Source organism: Collinsella sp. AF25-2LB, assembly GCF_003458415.1.
Taxonomy (GTDB): domain Bacteria; phylum Actinomycetota; class Coriobacteriia; order Coriobacteriales; family Coriobacteriaceae; genus Collinsella.
The window spans coordinates 1-26,215 of record NZ_QRUF01000008.1; the positions used below are offsets into that span (position 1 = coordinate 1).

General features: G+C 59.1%; 20 protein-coding genes. 15 read left to right on the forward strand and 5 right to left on the reverse strand.

Annotation, left to right across the window (positions count from 1 at the left end):
• Positions 1-254: 254 nt before the first annotated feature.
• Genes DWY51_RS04950 through DWY51_RS04960 form a run of 3 tightly spaced genes read right to left on the reverse strand, consistent with a single transcriptional unit; the run spans position 255 to position 4,923 of the window.
• On the reverse strand, positions 255-2,111 hold the full coding sequence (locus tag DWY51_RS04950) for an ABC transporter ATP-binding protein (protein ID WP_117770074.1): 1,857 nt from the start codon (positions 2,109-2,111) through the stop codon (positions 255-257).
• Complete coding sequence (locus tag DWY51_RS04955) at positions 2,111-4,477, reverse strand: ABC transporter ATP-binding protein (protein ID WP_117770075.1); 2,367 nt, start codon at positions 4,475-4,477, stop codon at positions 2,111-2,113. The genes DWY51_RS04950 and DWY51_RS04955 overlap by 1 nt, the downstream gene beginning before the upstream one ends.
• Entirely contained in the window at positions 4,474-4,923 is a 450-nt protein-coding gene (locus tag DWY51_RS04960) for a MarR family winged helix-turn-helix transcriptional regulator (RefSeq protein WP_117736111.1), read from the reverse strand. Before DWY51_RS04960 ends, DWY51_RS04955 begins: the two co-directional genes overlap by 4 nt.
• 364 nt (positions 4,924-5,287) lie before the next feature.
• Between DWY51_RS04960 and DWY51_RS04965 the strand changes: the two genes are divergently transcribed.
• From DWY51_RS04965 to yihA, 12 genes are all read left to right on the forward strand, one after another.
• On the forward strand, positions 5,288-6,037 hold the full coding sequence (locus tag DWY51_RS04965) for an SDR family NAD(P)-dependent oxidoreductase (RefSeq protein WP_117770076.1): 750 nt from the start codon (positions 5,288-5,290) through the stop codon (positions 6,035-6,037).
• A gap of 108 nt (positions 6,038-6,145) precedes the next feature.
• A complete protein-coding gene (locus DWY51_RS04970) occupies positions 6,146-7,162 on the forward strand; it encodes a 2-keto-3-deoxygluconate permease (protein ID WP_117770077.1) in 1,017 nt (338 codons plus the stop codon).
• Between the two features lie 469 nt (positions 7,163-7,631).
• Positions 7,632-9,683, forward strand: a complete 2,052-nt coding sequence (pflB, locus tag DWY51_RS04975; protein WP_022093918.1) for a formate C-acetyltransferase — start codon at positions 7,632-7,634, stop codon at positions 9,681-9,683.
• Positions 9,684-9,768: 85 nt separating this feature from the next.
• Complete coding sequence (gene grcA3, locus DWY51_RS04980) at positions 9,769-10,020, forward strand: autonomous glycyl radical cofactor GrcA3 (RefSeq protein WP_006234861.1); 252 nt, start codon at positions 9,769-9,771, stop codon at positions 10,018-10,020.
• 303 nt (positions 10,021-10,323) lie between these two features.
• Positions 10,324-11,334: a LacI family DNA-binding transcriptional regulator gene (locus DWY51_RS04985; protein WP_233504626.1), complete on the forward strand. Its 1,011-nt coding sequence runs from the start codon at positions 10,324-10,326 to the stop codon at positions 11,332-11,334.
• A 184-nt stretch (positions 11,335-11,518) separates the two neighbouring features.
• The gene (locus tag DWY51_RS04990; RefSeq protein WP_117743236.1) at positions 11,519-12,901 is read left to right on the forward strand and encodes a family 43 glycosylhydrolase; all 1,383 of its coding nucleotides are present in this window, start codon (positions 11,519-11,521) and stop codon (positions 12,899-12,901) included.
• Positions 12,902-12,946: 45 nt separating this feature from the next.
• Entirely contained in the window at positions 12,947-14,398 is a 1,452-nt protein-coding gene (locus DWY51_RS04995) for a PTS transporter subunit EIIC (RefSeq protein ID WP_040358954.1), read from the forward strand.
• Between the two features lie 101 nt (positions 14,399-14,499).
• Positions 14,500-15,942: a glycoside hydrolase family 32 protein gene (locus tag DWY51_RS05000; protein WP_117766532.1), complete on the forward strand. Its 1,443-nt coding sequence runs from the start codon at positions 14,500-14,502 to the stop codon at positions 15,940-15,942.
• 276 nt (positions 15,943-16,218) lie between these two features.
• A complete protein-coding gene (locus DWY51_RS05005; RefSeq protein WP_233504627.1) occupies positions 16,219-17,073 on the forward strand; it encodes a DegV family protein in 855 nt (284 codons plus the stop codon).
• Between the two features lie 174 nt (positions 17,074-17,247).
• Positions 17,248-18,066: a pyruvate formate-lyase-activating protein gene (gene pflA / locus DWY51_RS05010; RefSeq protein ID WP_117766536.1), complete on the forward strand. Its 819-nt coding sequence runs from the start codon at positions 17,248-17,250 to the stop codon at positions 18,064-18,066.
• 126 nt (positions 18,067-18,192) lie between these two features.
• Positions 18,193-18,933: a 5'-methylthioadenosine/S-adenosylhomocysteine nucleosidase gene (gene mtnN, locus DWY51_RS05015; RefSeq protein WP_117766538.1), complete on the forward strand. Its 741-nt coding sequence runs from the start codon at positions 18,193-18,195 to the stop codon at positions 18,931-18,933.
• Positions 18,934-18,972: 39 nt separating this feature from the next.
• A complete protein-coding gene (gene yihA / locus DWY51_RS05020; RefSeq protein WP_055252447.1) occupies positions 18,973-19,563 on the forward strand; it encodes a ribosome biogenesis GTP-binding protein YihA/YsxC in 591 nt (196 codons plus the stop codon).
• A gap of 256 nt (positions 19,564-19,819) precedes the next feature.
• Here the strand turns inward: yihA and thrB are convergent, their stop codons facing one another.
• Positions 19,820-20,701: a homoserine kinase gene (gene thrB, locus DWY51_RS05025; protein ID WP_055285404.1), complete on the reverse strand. Its 882-nt coding sequence runs from the start codon at positions 20,699-20,701 to the stop codon at positions 19,820-19,822.
• Positions 20,702-20,904: 203 nt separating this feature from the next.
• Positions 20,905-22,422, reverse strand: a complete 1,518-nt coding sequence (thrC, locus tag DWY51_RS05030; RefSeq protein ID WP_117766540.1) for a threonine synthase — start codon at positions 22,420-22,422, stop codon at positions 20,905-20,907.
• 104 nt (positions 22,423-22,526) lie between these two features.
• Between thrC and DWY51_RS05035 the strand changes: the two genes are divergently transcribed.
• From DWY51_RS05035 to DWY51_RS05045, 3 genes are all read left to right on the forward strand, one after another.
• Positions 22,527-23,915: an aspartate kinase gene (locus tag DWY51_RS05035; protein WP_117770078.1), complete on the forward strand. Its 1,389-nt coding sequence runs from the start codon at positions 22,527-22,529 to the stop codon at positions 23,913-23,915.
• Between the two features lie 173 nt (positions 23,916-24,088).
• Positions 24,089-25,114: an aspartate-semialdehyde dehydrogenase gene (locus DWY51_RS05040; RefSeq protein ID WP_117770079.1), complete on the forward strand. Its 1,026-nt coding sequence runs from the start codon at positions 24,089-24,091 to the stop codon at positions 25,112-25,114.
• Between the two features lie 350 nt (positions 25,115-25,464).
• Positions 25,465-26,043 (forward strand): methylated-DNA--[protein]-cysteine S-methyltransferase, encoded by a 579-nt coding sequence (locus DWY51_RS05045; protein WP_226790740.1) that lies wholly within the window; start codon positions 25,465-25,467, stop codon positions 26,041-26,043.
• Positions 26,044-26,215: the final 172 nt, after the last annotated feature.

Genomic DNA, 26,215 nt, shown 5'->3' on the forward strand with positions numbered 1-26,215 from the left:
GACCTCGGGACGCTCTTACACCACGTCTGCGCGCGCCACCCGTATAGGGGCCGCAAAGAGGTCGTTTGAGGTGGTTTTGGCTGTTACTAAAAAGGTGACAGTACTCATATTTGCCCTTTTTTGCCCACGGGGTCTGGAAAGCGCCGTCAATGAGGTCTCGGGGAAGGCGTTTCGAGGCTCGAAGGACACAAAACGGGGGCGCAGGTTGTCCTGCGCCCCCGTTCTCGGGCGTCATCATTTCTCTGCGGCCGTATCTACGCCGCCTCGTCGAACTGCGAGTTGTACAGGTCGGCGTAGAAGCCGCCCTGGGCGAGCAGCTCGTCGTGCGTGCCCTTCTCGACGATGTCGCCGTCACGAATTACCAAGATCACGTCGGCGTTGCGGATCGTGGACAGGCGGTGCGCGATGACAAAGCTGGTACGGCCCTGCATCAGCGCATCCATGGCACGCTGAATAAGCTCCTCGGTGCGAGTGTCAACGTTGGAGGTCGCCTCGTCCAAAATCAGCGCCGGACGGTCGGCCAGAATGGCGCGGGCGATGGTCACGAGCTGGCGCTGACCCTGCGAGAGGTTGGTGCCCTCTTCGTTGATCATAAAGTCGTAACCGCCGGCGAGCGTATGGATAAAGTGGTCGCAGCGTGCGGCGCGTGCAGCGGCTTCGACCTCGGCATCGCTCGCGTCGGGGCGTCCGTAGCGGATGTTCTCGCGGATCGTGCCGTTAAACAGCCAGGTATCCTGCAGTACCATAGCAAACTCGCCGCGCAGCGCCGCGCGATCCCAATCGCGCACGTCGATGCCCTCGACGCGCAGCGAACCGCCGTCCACATCGTAGAAGCGCTGCAGCAGCTTGATGAGCGTGGTCTTGCCGGCGCCGGTGGGGCCGACGATGGCGATGGTCTGGCCGGGCTGCGCCTCGCAGCTAAAGTCGTGGATGATGGTCTTGTCGGGCGTGTAGCCAAACTTGACATGGTCAAACTCCACGTGGCCGGGGCGCTTCTCGGGAATCTGCGCGTCGGCTTTCTGCTCCTCCTCGGGCGCGGCTAGGAACTCAAAGACGCGCTCGGTGGCAGCGGCCATCGACTGCATCGTGTTGCTCACGTTGCCCAGCTGCTGCACCGGCTGCGTAAAGTTGCGCACGTACTGGATAAAGCTCTGGATGTCGCCGGGCGTGGCATTGCCGGTCAGCGCAAGTTGCGCGCCCACCACGACGACGCCCACGTAGCCCATGTTACCCACCAGGCTCATAAGCGGCATCATCAGGCCCGATAGGAACTGCGAGCGCCAGCCACTAATAAAGAGCCGGTCGTTTTGACGGTCGAACTCCTCGATCGAGGCCTCGGCGCGGTCGAACACCTGAATGACGTTCTGGCCGGCAAAGTCCTCCTCGATAATGCCGTTGACCGCGCCCAGAACCTGCTGTTGCTCGCGGAAGTACGGCTGCGAGAAGTGAATCATCACGGCCAGGATAATCGCGGCTGCCGGCAGCGTGAGCACGGTGACGCCGGTGAGCGGCAGGCTGATCGACAGCATCATGACGAGCACGCCGATAATCTGCGTTATCGACGTGATGAGCTGCGTCACGCTCTGGTTGAGCGACTGACCCAGCGTGTCGACGTCGTTGGTGATGCGGCTGAGTACGTCGCCCTTGCTGTGGCCGTTAAAGTAACTCATCGGCACGACGGCGATTTTGGCGGCAATCTCCTTGCGCATGCGATAGCAGATCTTTTGCGTGACGCCGGTCATGAGCCAGCCCTGGATGAGGCTGCAAACAGAGCTTGCCAGATACAGGCAGAGCAAAAAGCCGAGCGTCTTGGCGATCCAGGCAAAGTCGACGTCGCCGGTGCCGTTGACCTTGGCAACCAGGCCTTCGAACAGTTTGGTGGTAACCTGGCCGAGCACCTTGGGTCCCACAATGTTAAAGATGACCGAGCACACGGCAAAGGCGACGGCGGCAAGCACGGCAATCTTGTGCTGGCCGATATAGCCGAGCAGCTGCCTCATGGTGCCCTTAAAGTCCTTGGCCTTTTCGCCGCGACGCATGCCGCCCATGCGGCCCATGGGACCACGCTGGCGGGTGGGCTTGGGAATCTGAGTCTTGGTCTCGTCTGCCATTAGCGCTCGCCTCCTTCCGTGACGGCTGCAATTTCTTCTTGGGTAAGCCCCAGCTCTTCGGCGGAAAGCTGTGACTGTGCGATCTCCAGGTACGCCGGGCAGCTGTGCAGCAGCTCCTCGTGCGTACCGGTGCCCACCACGTGACCGTCGTCGAGCACGATAATCTGGTCGGCGTGCATGATAGTCGCGATGCGCTGGGCCACGACCACGAGCGCGGCGTCGGTAACGTTTTTGGCCAGCTCCTCGCGCAGGCGCGCGTCGGTCTTGTAGTCGAGGGCACTAAACGAGTCATCGAACACCACAACCTCGGGCTTTTTGGCCAATGCGCGGGCGATGGCCAAGCGCTGGCGCTGACCACCCGAGACATTGGAGCCTCCCTGGCTGATGGGGGAGTCGTAGCCGCCCTCGCGCTCGGCGATAAAGTCCTCGGCTTGGGCGATGCGTGCCGCCCGGTGCATGTCATCATCGCTCACCATGTCGCCGGCAAACTTGAGGTTGCTCTCGACGGTGCCCGAGAACAGGCGACCCTGCTGCGGGATGTAACCAATGCGGCGGCGAAGCTCGGAAAGGGTCATGTCGCGCACGTCGATGCCGTCGAGCGAAATGCTGCCGCCCGTGACGTCGTATAAGCGCGGAATCAGCTGTACGAGCGTGGACTTGCCCGAGCCCGTGGAGCCAATGATGCCGAGCATCTGACCGGCATGCGTGGTGAAGTTCACGCCGCTGATGACGTCGGCGCGGGCATCGGGATACTGGAAGCTCACGTCGCGGAAGGTGAGCTCACCGCGCGGCGCGCTGACCGCGGGCAGTTTGGGCGAGGCGGGGTCGTTGATGCTCGTGGGGCAGGTGATGACCTCTTCCACGCGCTCGGCTGCGACCTCGGCGCGGGGCAGGATGACCGAAACCATGGTGAGGATCATAAACGCCATGACGATCTGCATGGTGTAGGAGATAAACGCCATCATGTTGCCGACCTGCATCACGCCGTCGGACACGCCCTGCGCGCCAAACCAGACGATAAGCACGGTGATGCAGTTCATGACGAGCATCATGAGCGGCATCATAAAGCTCATGGCGCGGTTGGTGTAGAGCTGCGTGGTCATCAGGTCGAGCGAAGCCTTGTCAAAACGCTCGAGCTCATGCTCCTCGCGGTTGAACGAGCGGATGGGCATAAGGCCATCGAGCAGCTCGCGGGCGGTAAGGTTCACGCGGTCCACAAAGCTCTGCATCTTTTTGAACTTGGGCATGGTGAGGCCCATAAGCACGCCGACGACGGCCGAGACCGCGATGATGGCCACGGCGATGGTCCACTCTAGGCCGGTATGGTTGGCCAGGACGCGCATGACGGCGACGATGCCCATGACGGGGGCCATCAGACACATGCGGATAAACAGGGTTGCGGCCATCTGGATCTGCTGAATGTCGTTGGTGCAGCGGGTGATGAGCGAGGCCTGGCTAAACTTGCCCACCTCGGCCGGCGAGAAGTGCATAACCTTGTTGAAGGTCTCGCGGCGCAGGTCGCGGGCGATGGAGCAGGCGGTGCGCGAAGCCACGGCACCGGTCAGGATGGTGGCGACGAGCGAGATCAGGCACAGACCAAACATCGTGGTCGCCATGCGGCCCAGGTAGGCGTTCTGCACGTCGGCGGGGTCGATGCCCTGCGCCTTGTACTCGTCTTGCACATAGCTCACGGCGCGTTGGGTCACGATGGAACCCGACATGGAGCCCATTTTGTCCGCCATATCGTTGGCACCTTCGACGAGCTTGCCCTGATCGATCAAGCCACCTTCAACGCCCAGGCGCAGGCTCTTCATGGTGATCTTGCCGCCGTCGGCGTCGATCTGCTTTTGCATGTTCTGCGCCGCTGCGGCCTTCTGCTGCATCTCGGCGAGCTGCTCGGGCGTCATCGCCGCCATCTGCTCGGGGGAGGGCATGGCCTGGGCTGTGCTGTTGTCTTGTTCGTTGGACGTGCCCATCATGTCGCCTATGGAGCCAGCGTCGATGCCCTGGTTGAGCGAAAGGACGACGGTCTCGGGCAGGCTCATAATGTCAGCAATCTTGCCGCCATCGGTGCGCTCTTCCTCGGTGCCCTTGTACGTCCGAATGCCGTTGTTGTCTGCCTTGCTAAACACGGCCTCTACCGCTTTGGCATCCTTGGCGCTCATAAAGAGCTTGAGGTCATCGAGCGATTCGGCGCGAATGGTGTCGGGTACGGGCGAGGCGATGCCGCCTTGCTGCACGCCCACATCGACGATGTCACTCATATACGTAGGTAGCGCTAGGTCGGCATTGCAGCTGATTACGATAAGTACGATAGCCGTGAGTAGCGCCAGGATATGCTTTTTAAAGAGCTTGAGAATCCTCATTCGGCATCTCTCCTTTCTTGATTGCGATCGATAATTTCGTTGGCACGCCTTAGGAGGCGCACCATCTCTTGGGTATCTGTTTCGCCGAGCTGCTCGAGGAAGGCCGCGGTGCGTTTCTCGAATTCCCGACGTTTGATTTCGAGATCTTGTCGGCCTTTGTCGGTCACCGTGACGTGTACGCGACGACGGTCGGTCTTTGAGTGCTCGCGCTCGACCCAGCCCTTGGTTTCGAGGGCGCGCAGGATGTTGGCGATGCGGGCGCTCGAGACCCAGGCGCGATCAGCGAGTTCGCTCGGCGTGAGCGAACCGCCAGCGAGCATGAGAGCGCGCATGACAGCCATCTCGCCGCCGAGAGCTTTGTCCGCAAAGCGCGAAATGCGCTGATGCATGCTGCCAAACTCAGTTAAGAGCTGACGCCCAAGCTCATGGAAATCGGTATCTTCCACCGAAAACCCCTAACACTAGAAACTATTTTCGGTGAAAGATGATACCCCTGCACGCGCGCCCTATACGGAAGATTTTTGGGACATGCCTAGAAAACTGCCTTTAGGCGATCTCCGTACACCGTCGGTGCCAGCAAAGTTAAGGGCAGATCTCTAGGCATGTCCCAAAAACTACCTGGTTGCTAGGCAATATAAAGAACGCATAAAGAATTAAAATCATTCAAGAATTGCAGCGTTTCAAAGAACTATCATGCACGCGGTTAGGCGAGGGGTTGTCACCACCATGACGACTGGGACTCATATAATCGCCACGTGCGATGCTCCAACTTCCCGCGAGGAGACACCTTATATAAAGGGGGATGGAGTCATGGCATTTGACTTCACGGGCAAGACCGCGATTGTCACGGGCGGCACTCAGGGCATTGGCCTCGAGATCGCCAAGGGCATCGTCGCGGGCGGCGGACATGTCGCGCTCATCGCAAGGAACGCTGCTAAGGGCGAGGCCGCTGTGGCCGAGCTTGGCGAGGGCAACAAGTTTTATCAGCTCGATGTCGCTGATGCGCCCAAGGCGCGCGAGACCGTCGAACAGATTTTCGCAGACCTGCCGCAAACCAATATCCTGATCAACTGCGCTGGCGTCATCAGCACCAAGAAGTTCGACGAGATCGACGACACCGAGTGGCGCCGTACCATCGACATCAACCTCAACGGCACCTTTACCATGATGAACGCCGTGTACCCGCACTTTAAGGCTGCCCATGCCGGCACTATCGTCAACGTGAGCTCTGTTGCTGGCAAGATCGGCGGCGGCCTGCTCGGCACCGCGGCTTACGCGAGCTCCAAGGCCGGTGTTAACGGTCTAACCAAGGCAGTCGCCAAGGAGGGCGGTAGGTTCGGCGTTCGCTGCAACGCTGTGTGCCCGTCGCTCACGTTGACCGATATGACCTCGATTCTCTCTGACGAGAACTCTCAGCGCATCATCAACGGTATTCCTCTGGGCCGTGCCGCCCAGGCCAGCGAGCCTGCGCAGATGGTGCTCTTCTTTGCCTCCGACCTCGCCAGCTTCGTGAACGGCGAGATCGGTGACTGCGACGGTGGCATCGTTCTGGACGGGTAATACCCCGCGACGTTAATTCGGCGACGGCTCCTGCGACTCGGGACCGTCGCCTTCTTTCTGGCACAGGAGCGTGCGACCGCGTGCCACACGCATCAAAAGGAGATATAAATGAGTGAATCGACTGTGGTGGAGGCGCCGGCGGCAAAGGAGCCGTTCTTTAAGATGTCCTCCATCCCGGGTGCCAATATTTTGGTGCCGCTTCTGCTGGGCTGCCTGCTCAACACGCTATTCCCCGATCTGTTCAAAACGCTCGGCAGCTTTACGCTTGGCATGACCCAGCAGGGTGCAGGCCCGCTCGTGGGCGCTTTTTTGCTTATCGTCGGTACGACGATTTCGTTTAAGAGTGCTCCTGCCGCCGCTGCCCGCGGTGCCATCATCATCGCCGTCAAGCAAATCGTGGTCGTTGCCGTGTCGCTGCTCATCCTTTATGTGTTCAACGACAACCTGTTTGGCATCTCTGCCATGGTGATGCTGGCGGCTTGCACCGGCGCCAACAACGCTATGTACGCTGGTCTGATGGGCACCATGGGCAATGAGGCCGAGCGTGGCGCTGTCGCAATCACCACGCTCGTTGTCGGCCCTCCGGTCACGATGATCGTGCTCGGCGCTGCCGGCCAGGCTCCGATCGGCTGGTCGCTCGTGGGTGCCATCCTGCCGATCGTCGTCGGCATTATTCTGGGCAACGTCTTCCCCAGCTTTAAGAAGATGATGGCACCGGCACTTTCCGCCGTCATCGTGCTCGTCTTCTTTGCCATGGGCTCGACCATGACCTTTGGCCAGCTCATTAATGGCGGTCTTCCCGGTATTCTGCTCGGCGTGATCTGCTCGGTGATCTTTGCAATTCCCGTCATCGCGGTCGACAAGCTCACGGGCGGCACGGGTGTCGCAGGTGCGGCCATTTCGAGCTGCGCCGGAGCCAATGTGGCTACGCCTGCTGCCATGGCAAGCGTCAACGGGGCCACGTACGGTGGCGCCGTGCTCGCGACGGCTACGGCACAGGTTGCTGCCTGCGCAATCGTGACGGCTATATTGACCCCGCTGGTCACCAGCTGGTGCTACAAGCATTTTGAGGGCCAGCAGAGCAACAGCAAGGCAACGACCGACAAGGCTTCCGCAGCCGCCTAATGCCAAACGGCAATCAAAGCTAAATAACTAGCCACGCCATAGGGCGGCCCTGGGGGAAATCCCGTGGCCGCCCTTCAGTTTCTGAAGGGTCTCTGGGGTACTTTACCCTGATAAAGCTGACATAACAGCTAGAGTGAACGTCGTACAAAGGCAAGGAAAAATACCAAAGAAATCGGTGAACGGTAGTTGTTCGCGCTCGCATTTCCTGCGGGTTTGTAAAAAACGCCATTATGATATAAAAAAAGAAACATATAACAGCCCAGATGGAGAGGGTCGCTATGTTATCCTTCTCAAACGGGTGAAATCTTGGGTTTTGGGTTGTAGTTCCAAGGTGGATAAACGTTTTCCCTACACCAACGTGTGGTGAAGAACGGAAGAAGCCGGTAGTGCAAGCCGAACATTCAAGAATTCAATAAGCAGCGGTGTGAGAGAGCGCCGCATTACACGTAACTAGGAGCGTGGTTACACAATGCAGGAGGCATGGGAAGGCTTCAAGGAAGGCATCTGGACGGGAGAGGTTGACGTCCGAGACTTCATCCAGAAGAACTACACCCCCTACGAGGGCGACGAGTCGTTCCTCGCCGGCCCGACCGAGCGTACCAAGGAGCTGTGGGGCGAGGTTCTCGACCTGCTGCTTAAGGAGCGCGAGCAGGGCGGTGTCCTCGATATGGACACCAAGACCGTCACGGGTATCGTGAGCCACCCCGCTGGCTACATCGATAACGCCCACCGCGAGAAGGAGACCATCGTCGGCCTCCAGACCGACAAGCCGCTCAAGCGCGCGCTGCACGTCAACGGCGGTATCCGCATCGCTTGCCAGGCTGCCAGCCAGCACGGCTATAAGGTCGACGAGAACGTTGTCGAGCGCTACACCTTCGAGCGCAAGACCCACAACGCCGGCGTCTTCGATGTCTACACCCCCGAGATGCGTGCTTGCCGCTCGGCTCACATCATCACCGGTCTGCCCGATGGCTATGGCCGCGGCCGCATCATCGGCGACTACCGTCGTGTTGCCCTGTACGGCGTCGACTACCTGATTAAGGACAAGGAGGCCCAGAAGGCTTCCACCCCGACGGTCATGACCGCCGACAACATCCGCGATCGCGAGGAGCTGCAGGAGCAGATCCGCGCCCTCGGCGAGCTCAAGATGATGGCCGAGACCTATGGTTTCGACATTTCCAACCCTGCTACCAACACGCAGGAGGCCATCCAGTGGATGTACTTCGCCTACCTCGCTGCCGTCAAGGAGCAGAACGGCGCCGCTATGTCCATCGGCCGTACCTCTACGTTCATCGACATCTACGCTGAGCGCGACCTTGCCAACGGTACCTTCACCGAGGAGCAGATCCAGGAGTTCGTGGATCACTTCATCATGAAGCTCCGCATGGTCAAGTTTGCCCGTACCCCCGAGTACCAGGCCCTGTTTACCGGCGATCCGCAGTGGGTCACCGAGTCCATCGGCGGCATGGGTGTTGACGGCCGTACGCTCGTTACCAAGATGAGCTACCGCTACCTGCACACGCTCGAGAACATGGGCACCAGCCCCGAGCCCAACATGACCGTTCTGTGGTCGACCCGTCTGCCCGAGAACTTCAAGAAGTTCTGCGCCAAGACTTCTGTCGCCAGCTCCTCGATCCAGTACGAGAACGACGACCTCATGCGCGTCTATCACGGCGACGACTACGGTATCGCCTGCTGCGTGTCCTCCATGCGCATTGGCAAGGAGATGCAGTTCTTCGGCGCTCGCGCCAACCTGGCTAAGTGCCTGCTGTATGCACTCAACGGCGGTGTTGACGAGGTCTCCAAGAAGCAGGTCGGCCCCAAGTACCGCGCCGTCGAGGGCGATACGCTCGATTACGACGACGTTGTGGCCAAGTACAACGACATGATGAAGTGGCTCGCTGGCGTGTACGTCAACTCGCTGAACATCATTCACTACATGCACGACAAGTATTGCTACGAGCGCATCCAGATGGCTCTGCACGACAAGCACGTGCACCGCTGGTTCGCTACGGGCATCGCTGGCCTTTCCGTCGTGGCTGACTCCCTGTCCGCCATCAAGTACGCCAAGGTCCACCCCGTCCGTGACGAGAACGGCATCATCGTCGACTTCGAGACCGAGGGCGATTTCCCCAAGTACGGTAACGACGACGACCGCGTCGACCAGATCGCTCACGACGTTGTGCACCAGTTCATGGAGTACATCCGCATGAACGACACCTATCGCAACTCCGTGCCCACGACCTCGGTTCTGACCATTACCTCCAACGTCGTGTACGGTAAGAAGACCGGCTCCACGCCCGACGGCCGCAAGGCTGGCCAGCCGTTCGCCCCGGGTGCTAACCCCATGCACAAGCGCGATAGCCACGGCGCCATCGCTTCGCTGTCTTCGGTTTCCAAGCTCCCGTTCCGCGATGCTCAGGACGGCATCTCCAACACCTTCTCCATCATCCCGAGTGCGCTCGGCAAGGAGGACCAGGTGTTCTTTGGCGATATCGACCTTGATCAGCTGGGCGAGTAACTATTGTTAGTGCTATACTAACAATAACGATTACTGATTAGCGCGCCGGTTTCGGCCGGCGCCTATTAATCGAAGGAGACACATTATGAAGGTTTCTGAAGTTTCCGAGACTCAGGCCGATAACCTGGTCCACATGCTCGACGCTTACGCTGAGAAGGGTGGCCACCACCTGAACATCAACGTCTTCAACCGTGAGACGCTGCTCGACGCTCAGGCTCACCCCGAGAAGTACCCGCAGCTGACCATCCGCGTTTCCGGCTATGCCGTGAACTTCCACACGCTCACCAAGGAGCAGCAGGACGAGGTCATTGCGCGTACCTTCCACGACAAGTTCTAAAGGGTTCAACTCCTGTAGGATTACTGGGGCCGGTTTTGGGTTATTTCCCAAAACGTCCTCGGACATGCAAAGAGGCTCCGCTGCGCGCGTTGCGCGGCGGAGCCTCTTTGCGTCCTGCGGGATGTTTTGGAAAATAACCCAAAACCGGCCATGTGGGGTCCTTTGGAGTCACCCTTTAGGCGGAACTCTCCTAATTATTTGGATGAGTCGTTTACTTACTTGTGCTGTTACCGTCTTCCCGCTGTTGTTGGGGTATGCTTTGTTCGTATGTAAACGTATGACATGTTGATGGGGGAGGTTGCTATGGCTCGCGAGGGCGCTCGTTCTAAGGATTCAGCTAAGCCTGGCATCAAGGAAGTTGCAGCGGTGGCGGGGGTTTCGCCTACTACGGTATCTCGCGTGCTTAATAATCGCGGCTATATTAGCCAAGAGACCCGCGATAAGGTCCATGCCGCGATGAAGCGCATCAACTATACGCCCAACGATATCGCCCGTGCCATGCTCAACGGTCGCCTGAATCTAATAGGTATGATCGTCCCCTATGTCAGCAGCCCGTTTCATGCACAAGCGGTTCAAGCCGTTGAGCGTACCCTGGCCGAAAACGGTTTTAAGATGCTGCTGTGCAATAGTGCCAATCGACCTGATCTTGAGCGTTCTTATATCGATATGCTTCGGCGCAATATGGTTGATGGCGTCATTGTCAACTCGCTTAATATCGGTGCCGAGGCGTATGCCGAGATGGGTTTGAGTCTGGTTGGTATCGACTGCGACCTTGGCGAGGCCTCTGTTCAGATTGCGAGCGACAGCTATAGTATCGGCGAACTTGCCACGCGTCGCCTGATCGATGACGGGTGTTCGCGCATCCTGTGCCTGCGCAGCAATAGCCGCATGCGCATGCCTGCCAATAAGCGTACCGATGCCTACCTCGATGTTGTTGAGCAGGCCGGTTTGCCCGCGCTTGTCCGTGAGGTCGAGTTCGTTAAGCCCGACGACGAAAAGAGCGCGGTCGTTGCGAAGATCCTCGATGAGAACCCCGATATTGACGGCATCTTTGCGGGAGACGACACGATGGCGGCTATCTGTCTTAACGTGATGAAGCAGCGCGGCTTGAGCGCTCCGGGCGATATTAAGGTCGTGGGCGCGGATGGTGCCCGCCGCACTATGACGTTTATGCCTGACTTAACAACCGTACGCCAAGATATCGATCGCATCGGAGAGCTCGCGGCGCAATCCATCATTGCTCTTATTAACGGCGAAAAGCCCGAATCGAATATCAAGCTCCCCGTTGAACTCATTGAGGGTAAAACCGCGTAGTTCATCCCGTGCCAAAAGAATTCCTCAAACACCTCTGATGACCGTTCGCCGGCATATGTCAACCGTTTGCCGACGACTGGAACTGCGAAAAGACGTATTGGTGTGAAAACGTTTGACATATGAAAACGATTGACATATCTTGCAGTTGTACCGAGTTAGTATCTCGTGAGAAAGGAAGTCTCGGATGCACAAGGTGTATTACCAGCCTGAGGGAATTTGGGTAGGCGACATCATGCCGTACGGCGAGGACGGCACGTTCTATCTCTATCATCAGCGTGACACGCGAAACCCCGGACCTTTCGGAGAGCCGTTTGGCTGGGCACTCGCGACAACCAAGGACTTCGTCAATTACAAAGACTTTGGCGAGAGCCTTGAGCGTGGCGGCGACGAGGAAGTCGACCAGTATGTTTATGCCGGCACGGTGTTTAAGGTGGGCGACAAGTACCATGCGCTCTACACTGGTTGCAATCGCGATAAGGTCAAGGCACGCTTGATGAAGCAGGTTCTTCTTCACGCAACGAGTGACGACGCCGTCAAGTGGGAGAAGAACATCGCCGAGACGCTGCTTCCGCCCCAGGAGGGTTACGATGACCGCAACTGGCGCGATCCCTTTGTGCTTTGGGATGAGGAGAACGAAGAGTACATGCTCATCCTCGGCACGCGTGTGGGCGAGGACAAGCGTCTGATGACCGGTCGTCTGGTCAAGTTCACCTCCAAGGACCTGGATACCTGGGAGTTCCAGGGCGACTGGTGGAATCCGGGCCTGTACACCATGTTCGAGATGCCTGATCTCTTTAAGATGGGCGACTGGTGGTATCTGGTGTTCTCCGAGTACAGTGATGGCAACAAGACCCGTTACCGCATGTCTCGCTCTATCAACGGTCCTTGGATCACTCCTGCGGACGATTCCTTCGATGGCCGCGCGTACTATGCCGCGCGTACCGCATTTGACGGCGAGCGCCGCGTTCTCTTTGGTTGGGTTCCTACGCGTGACGAGGGCGGCGACCCCAGCTCTTACCTGTGGGGTGGCACCTTTATGCCCCTCGAGATCGTTCAGCGTGCCGACGGAACGCTCGGCACCAAGCTTCCTGATAGCATGCTTGGCGCCTTTGGCGAGGCTAAGGCAGTCGAGGCCTTTGAGCTCTCCTGCGAGTCGGGCAAGGTCGAGCAGGTGCTCGCCGCGGATGCCGGTTCCACCTATATGCTCGATGCCGACATCGAGCTCGCCGGTGACGCTGCCGGCTTCTCGGTGAAGCTTGCCGAGGACGCCGAGTCCGGTCTTGCCTATGAGTTCCGCGCCAACCTGCGTGAGGGCAAGCTCGAGTTTACGGCGGCCCCCCAGTATCCGTGGTTCCAGGTCAACAACATGGGCCTCGAGCGTCCGTTGTTCTTTAAGGGCGAGGGCACTCATCATGTGCGCCTGGTCGTCGACGACGACATCGCGACCATCTTTGTCGATGATGTTGCGCTTAACGCTCGATTCTGCAATAAGCAGGGCCAGGGTGTGGCGCTGACGGTCACCGACGGTACGCTTAAGTGCGCAAATGCAACGATCGCGTCTCTGTAATGGCATCAAAACGTCTTATGCTTTCGTAAAGGAATGGAGAGGAACATGGACTACAAAGTAGTGTCTCAGCAAGTCGTCGATAACGTCGGCGGTCTGGAGAACATCGAGGGCGCCACGCATTGCGTTACGCGTCTGCGTCTGGTGCTCAAGGATACGAGCAAGTACAACAAGGCCGAGCTCGAGAACATCGATGGCGTCAAGGGCGTGCTGTACAACAGCGGCCAGCTCATGATCATCTTCGGTACCGGTACCGTCAACAAGGTTTACGATGAGTTTATGGCTCTGACGGGCGTTAAGGAGATCAGCGCTTCCGAGGTCAAGGGCGCCGAGGCGGACAAGAAGGGCAAGTTCTTCTCGGTCCTCAAGGTATTCTCGGACATCTTTATCCCCATCATTCCCGCTTTCGTCGGCGCTGCTATCATCATCGGCCTTAAGTCGCTGATCGTTGCCAACGGCCTCTTTGGCATGGAGGGCAGCCTCGCCGATCACAGCGAGTTCCTCAAGAACCTCGCAAGCTTCTTTGCCATTATCGCCACCACCTTCGACTACCTACCTGTCCTGGTTATGTACAGCGCGGTCAAGCGTTTTGGCGGTAACCCGATCCTGGGCATCCTCGTCGGTATCGTCATGGTTCACCCGAGCCTTATGAACCGTAACACGTTCGTTATGGACCCGACGGGTGCTGAGTACTGGAACTTCGGTCCGCTCTCCATTCCCATGGTTGCTTTCCAGGGCGGCGTGTTCCCTGCAATCCTGACTGCCTGGTTTATGGCCAAGGTCGAGAAGATTGCCCAGAAGTACATCCCCGAGGTCGTTTCGTTCGTCTTTGTCCCGACCGTTACCCTGATTCTTGCTAACGTCGCCCTGTTCACCGTGTTCGGCCCGCTCGGCAACCTGATCGGCGACGTCCTCGCCGGCGTAATCGATATCCTGTACAACAGGATGGGCGTCTTCGGTGCCTTTGTCTTTGCCGCATTCCTGCAGCCGCTCGTCGTTACCGGTACGCATCAGTTCATCCAGGGTATCGAGGCAAACCTCGTTGCCACGACTGGCTTCAACTACATCCAGGCCATCTGGTCGGTTTCCATCATCGCCCAGGGCGGCGGCGCCATCGGCATGTACCTCATTCACAAGAAGCATTCCAAAGAGCGCAACATCTGCATGTCGTCCTTTATCCCGACGCTGGTCGGTATCTCCGAGCCCGCAATCTTTGCTGCAAACATGCGCTACTCGATCATCCCGTTCATCTGCGCTTGCATCGGTGCAGGCTGCGGCGGTGCCTTCGTGAAGCTCTTTGAGGTGCGCGCCATCGGTCAGGGTCTGACCGGCGTGCTTGGCCTGCTCATCGTCACGCCCGAGACGCTCGTGTGGTATGTGGCTGGCAATCTCATCGCCTTTATCGTGCCGATCGTCTTGATCTTTGCCTACAACAAGGCAAAGGGCGTGCCGACCACTGATGAAGAGGGCGCTGGTGCTGGCTTTGATGTCAGCTTCTAGTTGAGCCGTTCAGCGTAATCTGAGGATAAGTCCATTTGGGGAAGGGCGTTCGACTCGTGTGAGTCGAGCGTCCTTCCCCATAGACGAGAAAGTCAACGGCGATGTTTAATCAAAAAAATAAGGTGACACGCGCGGACTATGAGCAGTGGCGTGCCGGACAGGATGAGACGGCGGGTCGCATCGCGTCCGACCCCGATAGGCTCCTGTTCCATGTGGAGCCTGAGCTTGGCTGGCTCAACGACCCCAACGGTTTGGTGCAGATCGGTGATACGTATCACATCTATCACCAATACGATCCATTCGATGCTGCGCATGGCGGTCCAGTGCTTTGGAATCATCTGACAACAAAGGATTTTGTGACGTACGAGAATCGCGGCCCTGTGCTGTTCCCCGATTCCGATTTGGATTCGAGCGGAGCGTATTCTGGTTCTGCCTTTGTACACGACGGCAAGATTCACTACTTCTATACCGGCAACGTCAAGCATTTTGACCGCGATGATTACGACTACGTGTTGACGGGCCGTGAGCAAAACCAGATTCATGTGGTTGCCGAGAACCCCGACGAATTGGGCGAGAAGCGCATAGCTGTTGGGCCGGTCGATTACCCCGACGATATCGGTACGCACGTGCGTGATCCCAAAATCCTTGAACACGATGGTATCTACTACATGGTTCTGGGCGCTCGTACGAAAGACGACCGCGGCTGCGTGCTTGTCTATACCTCGAGCAATCTAGAGGACTGGAGCTATGCGACGCGCATTGAGTTGGGCGAGAAGTTTGGCTTTATGTGGGAGTGCCCCGATCTGTTTGAGCTCGATGGTGAGCTTATTCTCGTTTGCTGTCCGCAGGGTGTGTCCGCCGATGGATGGCGTTACCGCAATCCGCACCAGTGCGTGTGGTTTCCCATCGAGGCCGATTGGGAGGCGCCGAGTTTTAAGATCGCCGGGCAGGGCATGCCCCCGATGGTCGATGCCGGCTTTGATTTCTACGCACCGCAGTCTTTTGAGGATGCTGCGGGTCGGCGTTTGATGATCGGGTGGTCGGGTTGCCCCGATGCGACGGCAAAAAGCCCGACGGTGGCACGCGGGTGGCAGTGCGCGTTGACGGTGCCGAGAAAACTGAGCATGCGCGATGGTAAGCTCTGTCAGCAGCCGGTGCACGAGATTGAGAGGATGCGCGGCGACTGCGTTTGCGCGACAGGCGGTGAAACCGTTGAGGAGCCGGGCCGCCTGTTTGATCTTGTGGTTTCCTGTGAGGGCGCCCAGGTGATCGAGCTCGAAATCCGCAAGGGTGTCTTTGTGCGCTATGCAGACGGGATGCTTACCCTCGACATGGGTGACGAAGGCTATGGGCGCGACCAGAGGTTGATCGAGCTCAGCGAGCTTCGCGACCTGCGCGTGCTTTCGGACACTACGATGGTCGAGATTTTTGCAAATGGCGGCGAGGCGGCACTTACGAGCCGTACCTATTCGCCGGCGGTTCCGGCGATGGAGCTGCACGCCGAGGGTGCGGCATCGATGAATTTCTACCGCCTCGTGCATTAACCGTGCGTGGAGCACGATTGGATTTGCTGGACGGAATGTGTCGCAGTTGTCGCGGCCAACTACCGCTTACCGCATATAGCGACCGTTTGTGGAATAAGTAACCCTCCTTAATAAACCGTGTGGAATCCTAGATAAGCACGGAGTTTTCCAGGGAGACGCTGTCCTTTGTTGTGTGCAAGGGGCGGCGTCTCTTTGGCGCTTGGACGCCGTTGTGCAACAGTGCGGCGGCGCGTGCCATGTATTGAAAAGCCAATGTCGAGATGGGTCGTGATAATAATGGGCAAGTACGTAATCGTGGTTGAGTCTGGGTCGGATGTGACGCCGGAGCTCTGCGAGCGCTACGGCATCGTGCGCGTGCCCATGCATGTCACGATTGGTGACGAGACCGTCGAGGACGGCTCGATCGATCCGCTCGAGATTTATTCGCGCTGCAACGAGTTTGGCGTGATGCCCAAGACCAGCGGCTGCGCGCCTGCGGATTTTGCTCACGTGTACGACCGCATTCACGCTGAGCAGCCCGATGCGACTATTCTGCATCTCGCGTATTCCGAGGCCACGACCTGCTCGCATCAATCATCGAAGATCGCCGCCAAGGGTCGCGACTACGTGTTCTCTATGGACACGCGCTTTGTCTCGGTAGGCCAGTCGCTCGTTGTCGTCGAGACCGCCAAATACATCGAGGCTCACCCCGATGCCACCGTCGACGAGATCTTTGCATTTACGAATTCCGTCATGGACCGCGTGCTGCTGGGCTTTGTTCCTACCGATCTTGCCTTTCTTAAGGCGGGCGGTCGCTTGTCCAACGTCGCATTCCTTGGCGCCCATCTGCTCAAGATTAAGCCCTGCATTGAGGTGACGGGCGGCAAGTTCGTGGCGACCAAGAAGTTCCGCGGCTCTATGCTCAAGTGCGCCCGCGCCTTTATTGACCACATGGTTGCGAAGGGCGAGATTGACTACTCGCACATTGGCCTGGCGTATTCGGTGGGCCTTTCCCAGGAGCTGCGCGATGACATGGAGGTCTATGCGCATGATCTGGGCTTTAAGGACGTTACCTGGACTCAGGTCGGCGGCGTCATCTCGAGCCATTGCGGCCCGACCGCCTTCGGTGCGGTGCTCACGCTTAAGGCGTAAAGGCCGCAGGCGAGCGTTCTTCAGCCTGACATCTCGACGTAGCCCCCAGCCATGGTGATGGGGGATAGATTAAAACGTGCCGTTCTAGTCCGAGACGTTTAAACGCAAACGCATGGGCTAGAATGACTCTGGCATTTTAATTGGTTGCATCCAAGGAGAGGCAAGGTAGCGCGAATGGCAGAAATGACGCTTGAGGGTGTGGACGCTCGTCCCGAGGACTCTGCGTTTGCCCTTGGCCGCGTGCATTCGATCGAGACGATGGGAACGGTCGACGGACCCGGCATCCGCTTTGTGGTGTTTGTTCAGGGCTGTCCCATGCGCTGCGCGTATTGCCACAATCCCGATACCTGGTCGGTCAACGGCGGCACCATGGTGACCGTCGAACACCTGATGGATGAGTTCCAGAGTAACCACGAGTTCTATCGCAGCGGTGGCATTACGGTGTCCGGCGGCGAGCCGCTCCTGCAGCCCGAGTTTTTGGCCGATCTGTTTCGTGCTATGCATAACAACCCCGATGGCCGTGTACATACCTGCCTAGATAGCTGTGGCTATGCATTTGACCCCAACCACCCCGAGAAGTTCGATGCCGTGCTCAACGAGACCGACATGGTACTGCTCGATATTAAGCATGCCGACCCGGTCGAGCATAAAAAGCTGACCGGTTGCGATCCCGCACGCATCTTGGCGTTCGGCGATGAACTTGCACGTCGCAAGATCAAGGTCGTTATCCGCCACGTGGTGGTGCCGGGCATTACCGACACGGTGGAGGAGTGCGAGAAGCTCGGTCGCCTCATCGCTCCATGGCACAACGTGGTGGGCCTGGAAATGCTGCCGTATCACACGATGGGTGTCGTCAAGTACGAGCAACTGGGCATTCCCTATAAGCTTGAGGGCGTACCTCAGATGGATACCGCGCGCATGCCCGAGCTGCGCAATGCCGTTATGGCCGGTATGAAAAAGCGCCGTGCGGAGCTCAGGTCGGCCATCGGCTAACAAGCCATTTTTGCCCCTTTATGATACCCGAGCTGTACTGGCCTAACGGCTTGGTGCTGACACGGTTGAGCCAAAATGCTGGTACCATACCGTGGATAAGCAATTTGCACGGATTTGGGGGATGGCATGGCAACCATCGCGATCATAGGCGCACTCGAAAAAGAGGTTGCGCAGATTAAGGAAGAGCTGAGTGGCACGCATGAGTCGCAGGAGGCGGGCTTGACCGTTGTGAACGGTGGGCTTTCGGGTCTGACAGTAGTCGCCACGACGGCAGGCATGGGGACCGTGAACGCCGCTGCCGCAACGCAGCATCTCATCAGCAAATACGCCCCGCAGGCCGTTGTGTTTTCGGGCATTGCGGGCGGCCTAAACCCTAAACTCCATATTAACGACGTGGTTATAGGCAAGTGCCTGCGCTATCTGGATACCGATACGGCACTCATCGCCGAGTCGGCGCCGGGGCTCGAGGAGTTTGTCTCGACACCGGCGTTGGCTGATGTTGCCGCCGCCGTGCTTGCCGAGCATGGATTTGTGGATGCCTCGGCGGATGAGACTTCTGCGGAGAAGGACCCCAAGCAGTTCCTGTGTGGCACTATCGCCACGGGTGATCGCTTTGTTACGGGTGACGCCATGCGTAACGCTGCGATTGAGGCCACGCATGCCGATTGCGTCGAGATGGAGGGCGCGGCAATTGCGCACATCGCGGCCAAGAATGGTGTCGATTGCCTGGTACTGCGCGCTATCAGCGATAATTGTGACGAGGCATATGACGCGTTTTGCGAGCGCGAGTTCGATCTGGACGAGTACGCTCGCACCGCGAGCGGCATCACGCTTGACATCGTTCGTCGTATCGCCGCCGCGCAATAGCACGCCCGTTTTGTAAGAACCTACGACCAAGGAGTGTCCATGGCCGATTCCATTAACTATCAGCTTGCCAAGTTTGTTGCCAGCTACGGCAAGGTTTCGCAGATCCCCGAGTCCACCTGTCCCGAGGTGAGCTTTGTGGGCCGCTCCAATGTGGGCAAGTCGTCTATCATGAACAAACTCTTTGGCCGCAAGAACCTGGTCAAGGTTTCGAGTACGCCGGGCAAGACGAGCAACATCAATTTCTTCGAGGCCGACGACGTGCACTTTGTGGACCTGCCGGGCTACGGTTTCGCCCGTCGTTCCAAGGCCGAGCGCGACCGCTGGGCTGAGCTTATCGGTGACTTCTTCGACTCCGAGCGCAGCTTTAACCTGGTCGTATCGCTGGTGGATATTCGTCACGACCCCAGTAAGCTCGACCATGACATGATCGATTACCTGCAGGGCAACGAGTTCAACTTTATCGTCTGCCTCACCAAGGCCGACAAACTCAGCCGTACCCAGCAGGCCCGCCAAGCAGCAGCCATCAAAAAGCAGCTCAACGTCCCTGCCGAGAACGTGATCATCACAAGCTCCCAAACCGGTACCGGCATCGACGAACTCAAGCGCCGCATCGCCGAGGCCTGCCTCTAGTGAGTGCCCCTTACCAGCAAGAGCCCCTGCCAATAAAAATCAACTATCAGCCTGGCGCCCCTTCAAAGCGTGGGTCCCTGTAGACATCCTCAGCAAGGTAGGCGCAGGGACGGTCGGGATATTCCCTCAAAATCATTCCGCAGCGCGAAGGCCCCTTGTCCGTCGCTCCGTAGGAGCAGGACAAGGGGCCTTCATGCGCGAGGACGATTTTGAGGGAATATCCCGACCGTCCCGGACAGGTATATGAGGAGGATGTCTACAGGTACTCGATTTGAGCGCCTTCCGTGTCGCACGTGAGAATATGCGTATCACACTTGGGGAACTGCTCACGCAGCTTGACCTGCAGAAACTTTGCCACGATGGTGTCGTCGGTCACAGCCATGAGGGTCGAGCCTGAGCCGCTAATCCAGATGGTCTTAGCGCCGCCGTTAAGGCAGGTGTCGCGCACGGCGTTGTAGTCGGGAATCAGGCGGCGACGATAAGGCTCCTGAATGCGGTCGTCATTGGCAGCGGCAATCAGGTCCAGGTCACCAGTCTCCAGGCCGCGCGTCATGCCGGCGATGCGGCCCATTTGCCATACGGCGGTGGAGAGTGGAATCTCCTGCGGCACGACCTTGCGCGCCTCGCTCGTATGTACCTCGTAGGGCGGAATCACGGTAATAAAACGCAAGCGATCGCTCACCTCGTAGCGCAGACATTGGGGGAGCGAATCGGTCGGCGTAAAGGAGCAGACGGCGCCGCCAAGGATGGCGGGGGCGACGTTATCGGGATGGCCCTCGACCTCGGTGGCGATGCGGACGAGTTCGGCGCGGTCGACGGTGTGGCCTGTCAGCGCGGCGGCAGCCATGATGCCGGCGACGACGCAGGTGGAGCTGGAACCCAGGCCGCGGGCGACGGGGACGTCGGTCTGAATGTCGATAGCGACGGGGAAGGCCGGCTCGCCCCATGCGGCCAGCGCATCGACAAAGCTCACATAGACCAGGTTATTCTCGTTTTGGAACTCCTTGGGGCAGCCCGTGATGGTGAGCTTGTCGGCGCGCTCGAAGGTGAAGTGCGAGTAGAGGCCGACGGCCATGCCGAGGGTGTCGTAGCCGATGCCTAGGTTGGCGCTTGTTGCTGGGACGGTGATTTTGATCATGTGGGTCCTCCTGGCGTGCCTGGCTGTTTAGTTCGCTGCTCGGACAGTCCTGCGCAAGACGGAAAGCACATTAAGTGCTTTCCTTTGCGTGCGGAACTCACGACGAACTAAACAGCCAGGCACGCTGCGCGCGTTCGTCATCATCCCGAGGGTTATCTGATGAAAGAAGGTGCGCCGGCTTTCGCCGGCGCTTAATAAGGGATCTAGTTGGTGCTCATTCGTTTTGCTGCGGACTCGACGTAGCTGGCCATTTCGTCGACGTCACAGACGTCTTCGAAGCGGACAGGTTTGGACTCGAGCTCGGCGAGCTGGGTCGGGGCGACCGTGTTGGTGGCCTGCTCGAGCACGCGCATAGCCTCAAAATCGTCCTCGGGAACGTTGAGGCCCAGGGCATCGCAGCAGGCGCGCGGGAACTTGTAGGGGCTGGCGGTCGAAAGCAGCACGCGGGCCTTGGCGCCCTCGGCGGGAGCGACCTTTTCAAAGACGTGATAGCCGCAAGCGGTGTGCGGGTCGATCACGTAGCCGTTGGCGTCCCAGCAACTCTTGATGGCAGCGCGGACCTCGTCCTCGCTGGCCCAGCCGCAGCCAAAGACGCTCTGAATCTTGGCCAGCAGCTCGGCGGGCACCTCGTAGCGACCAGTCTGTGCCAGCTGCTCCATAAGGCCGGCAACGAGCTCGCAGTCGCCGTCGGACAGGAAGTAGAGCATGCGCTCGAGGTTGGAGCTGATGAGGATGTCCATCGACGGCGAAATGGTCGTGAAGAACGGGCGGTTGCGGTCGTAGACGCCGGTGGTCAGGAAGTCGGCAAGCACGTTGTTCTTGTCGCTCGCGACGATGAGCTTGGCGACGGGCAGGCCCATGCGCTTGGCGTAGTAGCCGGCCAAGATATCGCCAAAGTTGCCGGTGGGCACACAGAACTCTACGGCGTCGCCAGCCTCGATAGCGCCGGCGCGCAGCAGCTGCGCATAGGCGGCAAAGTAGTAGACAACCTGCGGTACCAGACGGCCGACATTGATAGAGTTGGCGCTCGAAAGCACCGTGCCGGCGGCTTCCAGACGCTCGGCAAGCTCCTTATCGGCAAAGATGCGCTTGACGGCGCTCTGGGCGTCGTCAAAGTTGCCGCGGATGCCGCAGACGGCGACGTTGTCGCCCTCCTGCGTGGACATCTGCAGGTTCTGGACGTGGCTGACCTTGCCCTCGGGATAAAAGACGGTGATGCCCGTGCCCGGAGCGTCGGCAAAACCGGCGAGTGCGGCCTTGCCCGTGTCGCCCGACGTGGCGGTGACGATCATGATGCGCTCAGCGCCGCCGTCCTTGGCGGAAGTGCGGGCCATGAGGCGGGGGAGCATCTGTAGGGCGACGTCCTTGAAGGCGCTTGTGGGGCCGCCAAAGAGCTCCATCACATAGGTCTGAGGGGCGTCAGCACCCGGCGCTGCGTCGAGTTTGACGAGCGGCGTAACCTCTTCACTCGCGAACGTGCCGCGGTATGCCTCGTCGACACACGCCGAAATTTCTTCGGCCGTGTAATCATTCAGTAACATTCCCAACACATCTTGAGCGATTTCAAAGTACGATTTATCTGCAAGCGAGCTGATATCGACCTGCTGGGTGCCAAGCTCGTCCGAGACAAACAAACCCCCGTCGGGAGCGATGCCGGTGCGGATTGCCACCTTACTTGAGCACGATAAAGTGCGTCCTCGTGTACTATGATAAGTTCCCATATAACACTGCTCCTCGGATGCCTTGGTCCCAATCGGTGAAACCATGGTATCAGAGCGCGCAAAATAGGTTCGCAGAGGCTTTTTAGAAAGGTAACCTCCAGCCCATGATTAAGATTGCCAAGTTTGGCGGCTCGTCGGTCGCCGACGCCGAACACTTTAAGAAGATCAAGGCCATCGTCGATGCCGACCCGGCTCGCCGTTTTGTGGTGGTTTCCGCCTGTGGTCGCCGCTTTAAGGGCGACACCAAGGTGACCGACCTGCTCTACCTGGTTAACGCGCACGTTAAGTACCACGTGTCGTGCGAGGAGCTGCTCGAGGACATCGGCCAGCGCTATTTTGATATCGCTGACGAGCTGGAGCTCACCTATCCCATCCGTGAGGAGTTCGCGGCTTTTGCCGAGCGCGCCCGCTCGGGCGGTTACTCCACCGAGGAGCTCGTGAGCCGCGGCGAGTACTTCACCGCTCGCCTGATGGCGGAGTACCTGGGCCTGCCGTTCCTGGACGCCGCGACGGTTGTGGCGTTCCATCACGACGGTACGCTCAGCATGAATCGCACCTCCGAGCTGGTGCAGGAGTACGGTCAGCAGGGCGGCTTTGTTATGCCCGGTTTCTACGGCGCGACGCGTGAGGGCCAGATCAAGCTGCTCGACCGTGGCGGCGGCGATATTTCCGGCTCGATTCTGGCCAAGTGCCTGGGCGCCGACCTGTACGAGAACTGGACCGACGTCTCGGGCTTCTATTCTGCCGATCCGCGTATTGTTCCCGAGGCTCAGCCCATTGCGCGCGTTACCTACGAGGAGCTGCGCGAGCTTTCGTACATGGGTGCGAGCGTCCTGCACGAGGAGGCCGTGTTCCCCGTGCGCGAGGCCGGCATTCCGCTGGTCATCAAGAACACCAATGCGCCGCAGGACCCCGGCACCATCATTAGCGAGACGGCTGACGAGGGCGAGGCGGAGCCCATCATTACCGGCGTGACCGGCAAGCGCGGTTTTGTTGCCATCAACGTCGCCCGCGACCGCACCAAGCCCCGTGTTGGCTTTATGCGCCGTGCGCTTTCGGTCTTCGAGCGCTATGACGTTTCCGTCGAGCATATGCCCACCGGCGTCGACCGCTTTGGCGCCGTGGTGCAGGAGCGGGATGTGCACGACTCGCTGTACTCGCTCGTGGGCGACATCCAGCAGGAGGTCGAGCCGCTCGAGATCGAGGTTGTCGAGGGCCTGGCGCTTATCGCGACCGTTGGCCGCAACCTGCGCGGTCGTGCCGGCATCTCTGGCCACCTGTTTGGCATGCTTGGCCAGGCCGGCGTGAGCGTGCGCATGATTTCGCAGAGCTGCGACGAGATCAACATCATTATCGGTGTCGAGGAGAAGGACTTCGACCTGGCGATTCGGACCATTTACCGTGCCTTCTCCGATGAGAACGGCATTGTGAAGGTCTCCGACCTGGAGGCTTCCGCGCCGGTCGATCCCGCTCTGGCTGCGCTCAAAAAGTAGCGACTGCTCGGTAGATTTTTGGGTCATGTCTCATAAATCTTCGGCGGGGCGTTTCGTTTCGGTTTCGTTTCGACGGGGCGGGTTTTATATCCGCCCCGTTCTTGTATACACTGGCAACAATAATCGGCCTGCTCGGCGTGCGGGCAAAAGCCACAACCTTTAAAGGGGGAAGCATGAAACAGTACACGGTTGCTATTTTGGGCGCGACGGGAGCCGTGGGCACCCAGATGCTCGAATGCCTCAACGAGCAGGAGTTTCCGGTCGGCAAGCTCAAGCTGTTGGCAAGTGCACGCTCCGCGGGCAAGACCGTTGAGTTCCGCGGCGAGCAGATTGTGATCGAAGAGGCTTGCCCCGAGGCCTTTGAGGGCTGCGACATTGTGCTTGGCGCCGCCGGTGACGACATCGCGAAGGAGCTGCTGCCCGAGGCCGTCAAGCGCGGCGCCGTCGTGGTCGACAACAGCCATGCCTTCCGCATGGATCCCGAGGTGCCGCTGGTCGTGCCCGAGATCAATGCCGACGATATCAAGTGGCATCGCGGCCTAATCGCCAACCCCAACTGCGCGACCATCATTGGCCTGGTTCCCACGTGGCCGCTGCATCAGCTCGCCGGCGTGAAGCGTATGATCGTTTCGACGTATCAGGCGGCTTCGGGTGCCGGCGCTCCCGGCATGGCCGAGCTCGAGGCTCAGCTGGCCGCCCTGGGCCGTGGCGAGGAGATTCCCGAGCCGCGCGCGTTTGCCGCCCAGCTGGCGAGTAACCTGATTCCGCAGATCGGCGGTGTCAAGGAGGAAGGCTTTACCTCCGAGGAGATGAAGCTGCAAAACGAGGGCCGCAAGATCATGCACCTGCCCGAGCTGCGCGTGAACTGCACCTGCGTGCGCGTGCCCGTGCTGCGTTCGCACTCCGAGAGCATTACGCTCGAGTTTGAGCGCGACATTACGGTTGACGAGGCCCGTGCTGCGCTGGCTGCTGCTCCCGGCGTCAAGCTGGTTGACGATATGGCTGCCGAGGATGCACACGACCGCTTCCCCATGCCGATGGATACGTCCGACCAGGATCTGATTTGGGTCGGCCGCGTGCGTCGCGACATCTCGAACCCCGAGGCCGCGCGCGGTATCACCTTCTGGTGCTGCGGCGACCAAATCCGTAAGGGCGCGGCAACCAACGCCGTCCAGATCGCTAAGCTGCTCTGCGAGTAGTGTGACCTGTCCGGCGGTGGCCGGGCTTGGTTTTCAGAACGTCCTCGACCATGTGTGGCGCCTTGTCCTGCTCCTTCGGAGCCGCGGACAAGGCGCCACACTGGTCTGCGGAGTGTTCTGAAAACTAAGCCCGGCCCCCGCCTGCGGTGACGCTGCTGCGAGCGGCCTGCGATGGGGCTGTTGTTGGTTGAGGCCGCTGGGCTGATGTGGGGGCGCGTGGCTGTTGCGAGCCCTGGTCCCGGCGGCGGCCTCGGCGCTTTGCGCCTGCCGCCTTTGGGGACTGTGGGGTCGATTGGGGTTGTCTGCACAATTCGCGGTATTATGTTGCGGAGTTTTGAAAGGAGCCGCTGGTGGTCACGACGACGTTTGCTTCGCCTTTGGGCGAAATCCTGCTTGCCGCTGATGGCCGCGGTTTGACGGGGCTTTGGTTTGAGGGGCAGGAGCACTTTGGCTCCACGCTTCTCAAAGAAGATCCCGAACATGTTGAAGGCGCCGATGCGGTTTCTGGTGCTGGCGGCATGTCTTCGGTGAATCCGACAAACGGTGCTGCCTCGTCGGTACTTGAGCGTTCTTGGGCTTGGCTGAATGCTTATTTTGCGGGGCAGGAGCCTCGGTTTACGCCGCCGTTGCATATGATTGGTACGGCGTTTCAGCGCGAGGTTTGGTTTGAGCTGCTTTCTATCCCGCGTGGCGAGGTCGCTACGTATGGTGAGATCGCCCAGCGTGTTACGGCTCGACATCGTGTACCGGGAAACGAAGCACCCGTTGCGTCTCCCCGTGCCGTGGGGGCCGCGGTCGCGCGCAATCCCATTTCGATTATTGTGCCGTGCCATCGCGTGGTTGCCGCCGATGGTTCGCTTAACGGGTATGCCGGCGGGCTTGACCGCAAGGAGTGGCTGCTTCGGCTTGAGGGCGCGTACGAGGACTAACGTTCGAGCACTTTGCATAGCCAAGATGCCGTGAAAGAACGGGACATGCTTTCCGAATGGAGGCTCAGACGGAAACTACGTCCCGGAATTCCGTTTTAAAGCGGGATGCGCTTTCCGAATGGCGTTCCAAGCGGAAACCGTGTCCCGGAATACAGCCTCAGAGTGGGACGCC

Excerpts from the sequence above, each read along its gene's own strand:
- DWY51_RS04950 (WP_117770074.1), bottom strand. The coding sequence starts at position 2,111 with ATGGCAGACGAGACCAAGACTCAGATTCCCAAGCCCACCCGCCAGCGT.
- pflB (WP_022093918.1), top strand. The coding sequence starts at position 7,632 with ATGCAGGAGGCATGGGAAGGCTTCAAGGAAGGCATCTGGACGGGAGAG.
- DWY51_RS04965 (WP_117770076.1), top strand. The coding sequence starts at position 5,288 with ATGGCATTTGACTTCACGGGCAAGACCGCGATTGTCACGGGCGGCACT.
- DWY51_RS04955 (WP_117770075.1), bottom strand. The coding sequence starts at position 4,477 with ATGAGGATTCTCAAGCTCTTTAAAAAGCATATCCTGGCGCTACTCACG.
- DWY51_RS05040 (WP_117770079.1), top strand. The coding sequence starts at position 24,089 with ATGAAACAGTACACGGTTGCTATTTTGGGCGCGACGGGAGCCGTGGGC.
- thrC (WP_117766540.1), bottom strand. The coding sequence starts at position 22,422 with ATGGGAACTTATCATAGTACACGAGGACGCACTTTATCGTGCTCAAGT.
- DWY51_RS04985 (WP_233504626.1), top strand. The coding sequence starts at position 10,324 with ATGGCTCGCGAGGGCGCTCGTTCTAAGGATTCAGCTAAGCCTGGCATC.
- DWY51_RS04970 (WP_117770077.1), top strand. The coding sequence starts at position 6,146 with ATGAGTGAATCGACTGTGGTGGAGGCGCCGGCGGCAAAGGAGCCGTTC.
- pflA (WP_117766536.1), top strand. The coding sequence starts at position 17,248 with ATGGCAGAAATGACGCTTGAGGGTGTGGACGCTCGTCCCGAGGACTCT.
- mtnN (WP_117766538.1), top strand. The coding sequence starts at position 18,193 with ATGGCAACCATCGCGATCATAGGCGCACTCGAAAAAGAGGTTGCGCAG.
- DWY51_RS05005 (WP_233504627.1), top strand. The coding sequence starts at position 16,219 with ATGGGCAAGTACGTAATCGTGGTTGAGTCTGGGTCGGATGTGACGCCG.
- DWY51_RS05035 (WP_117770078.1), top strand. The coding sequence starts at position 22,527 with ATGATTAAGATTGCCAAGTTTGGCGGCTCGTCGGTCGCCGACGCCGAA.
- DWY51_RS04995 (WP_040358954.1), top strand. The coding sequence starts at position 12,947 with ATGGACTACAAAGTAGTGTCTCAGCAAGTCGTCGATAACGTCGGCGGT.
- thrB (WP_055285404.1), bottom strand. The coding sequence starts at position 20,701 with ATGATCAAAATCACCGTCCCAGCAACAAGCGCCAACCTAGGCATCGGC.
- DWY51_RS04990 (WP_117743236.1), top strand. The coding sequence starts at position 11,519 with ATGCACAAGGTGTATTACCAGCCTGAGGGAATTTGGGTAGGCGACATC.
- grcA3 (WP_006234861.1), top strand. The coding sequence starts at position 9,769 with ATGAAGGTTTCTGAAGTTTCCGAGACTCAGGCCGATAACCTGGTCCAC.
- yihA (WP_055252447.1), top strand. The coding sequence starts at position 18,973 with ATGGCCGATTCCATTAACTATCAGCTTGCCAAGTTTGTTGCCAGCTAC.
- DWY51_RS05000 (WP_117766532.1), top strand. The coding sequence starts at position 14,500 with ATGTTTAATCAAAAAAATAAGGTGACACGCGCGGACTATGAGCAGTGG.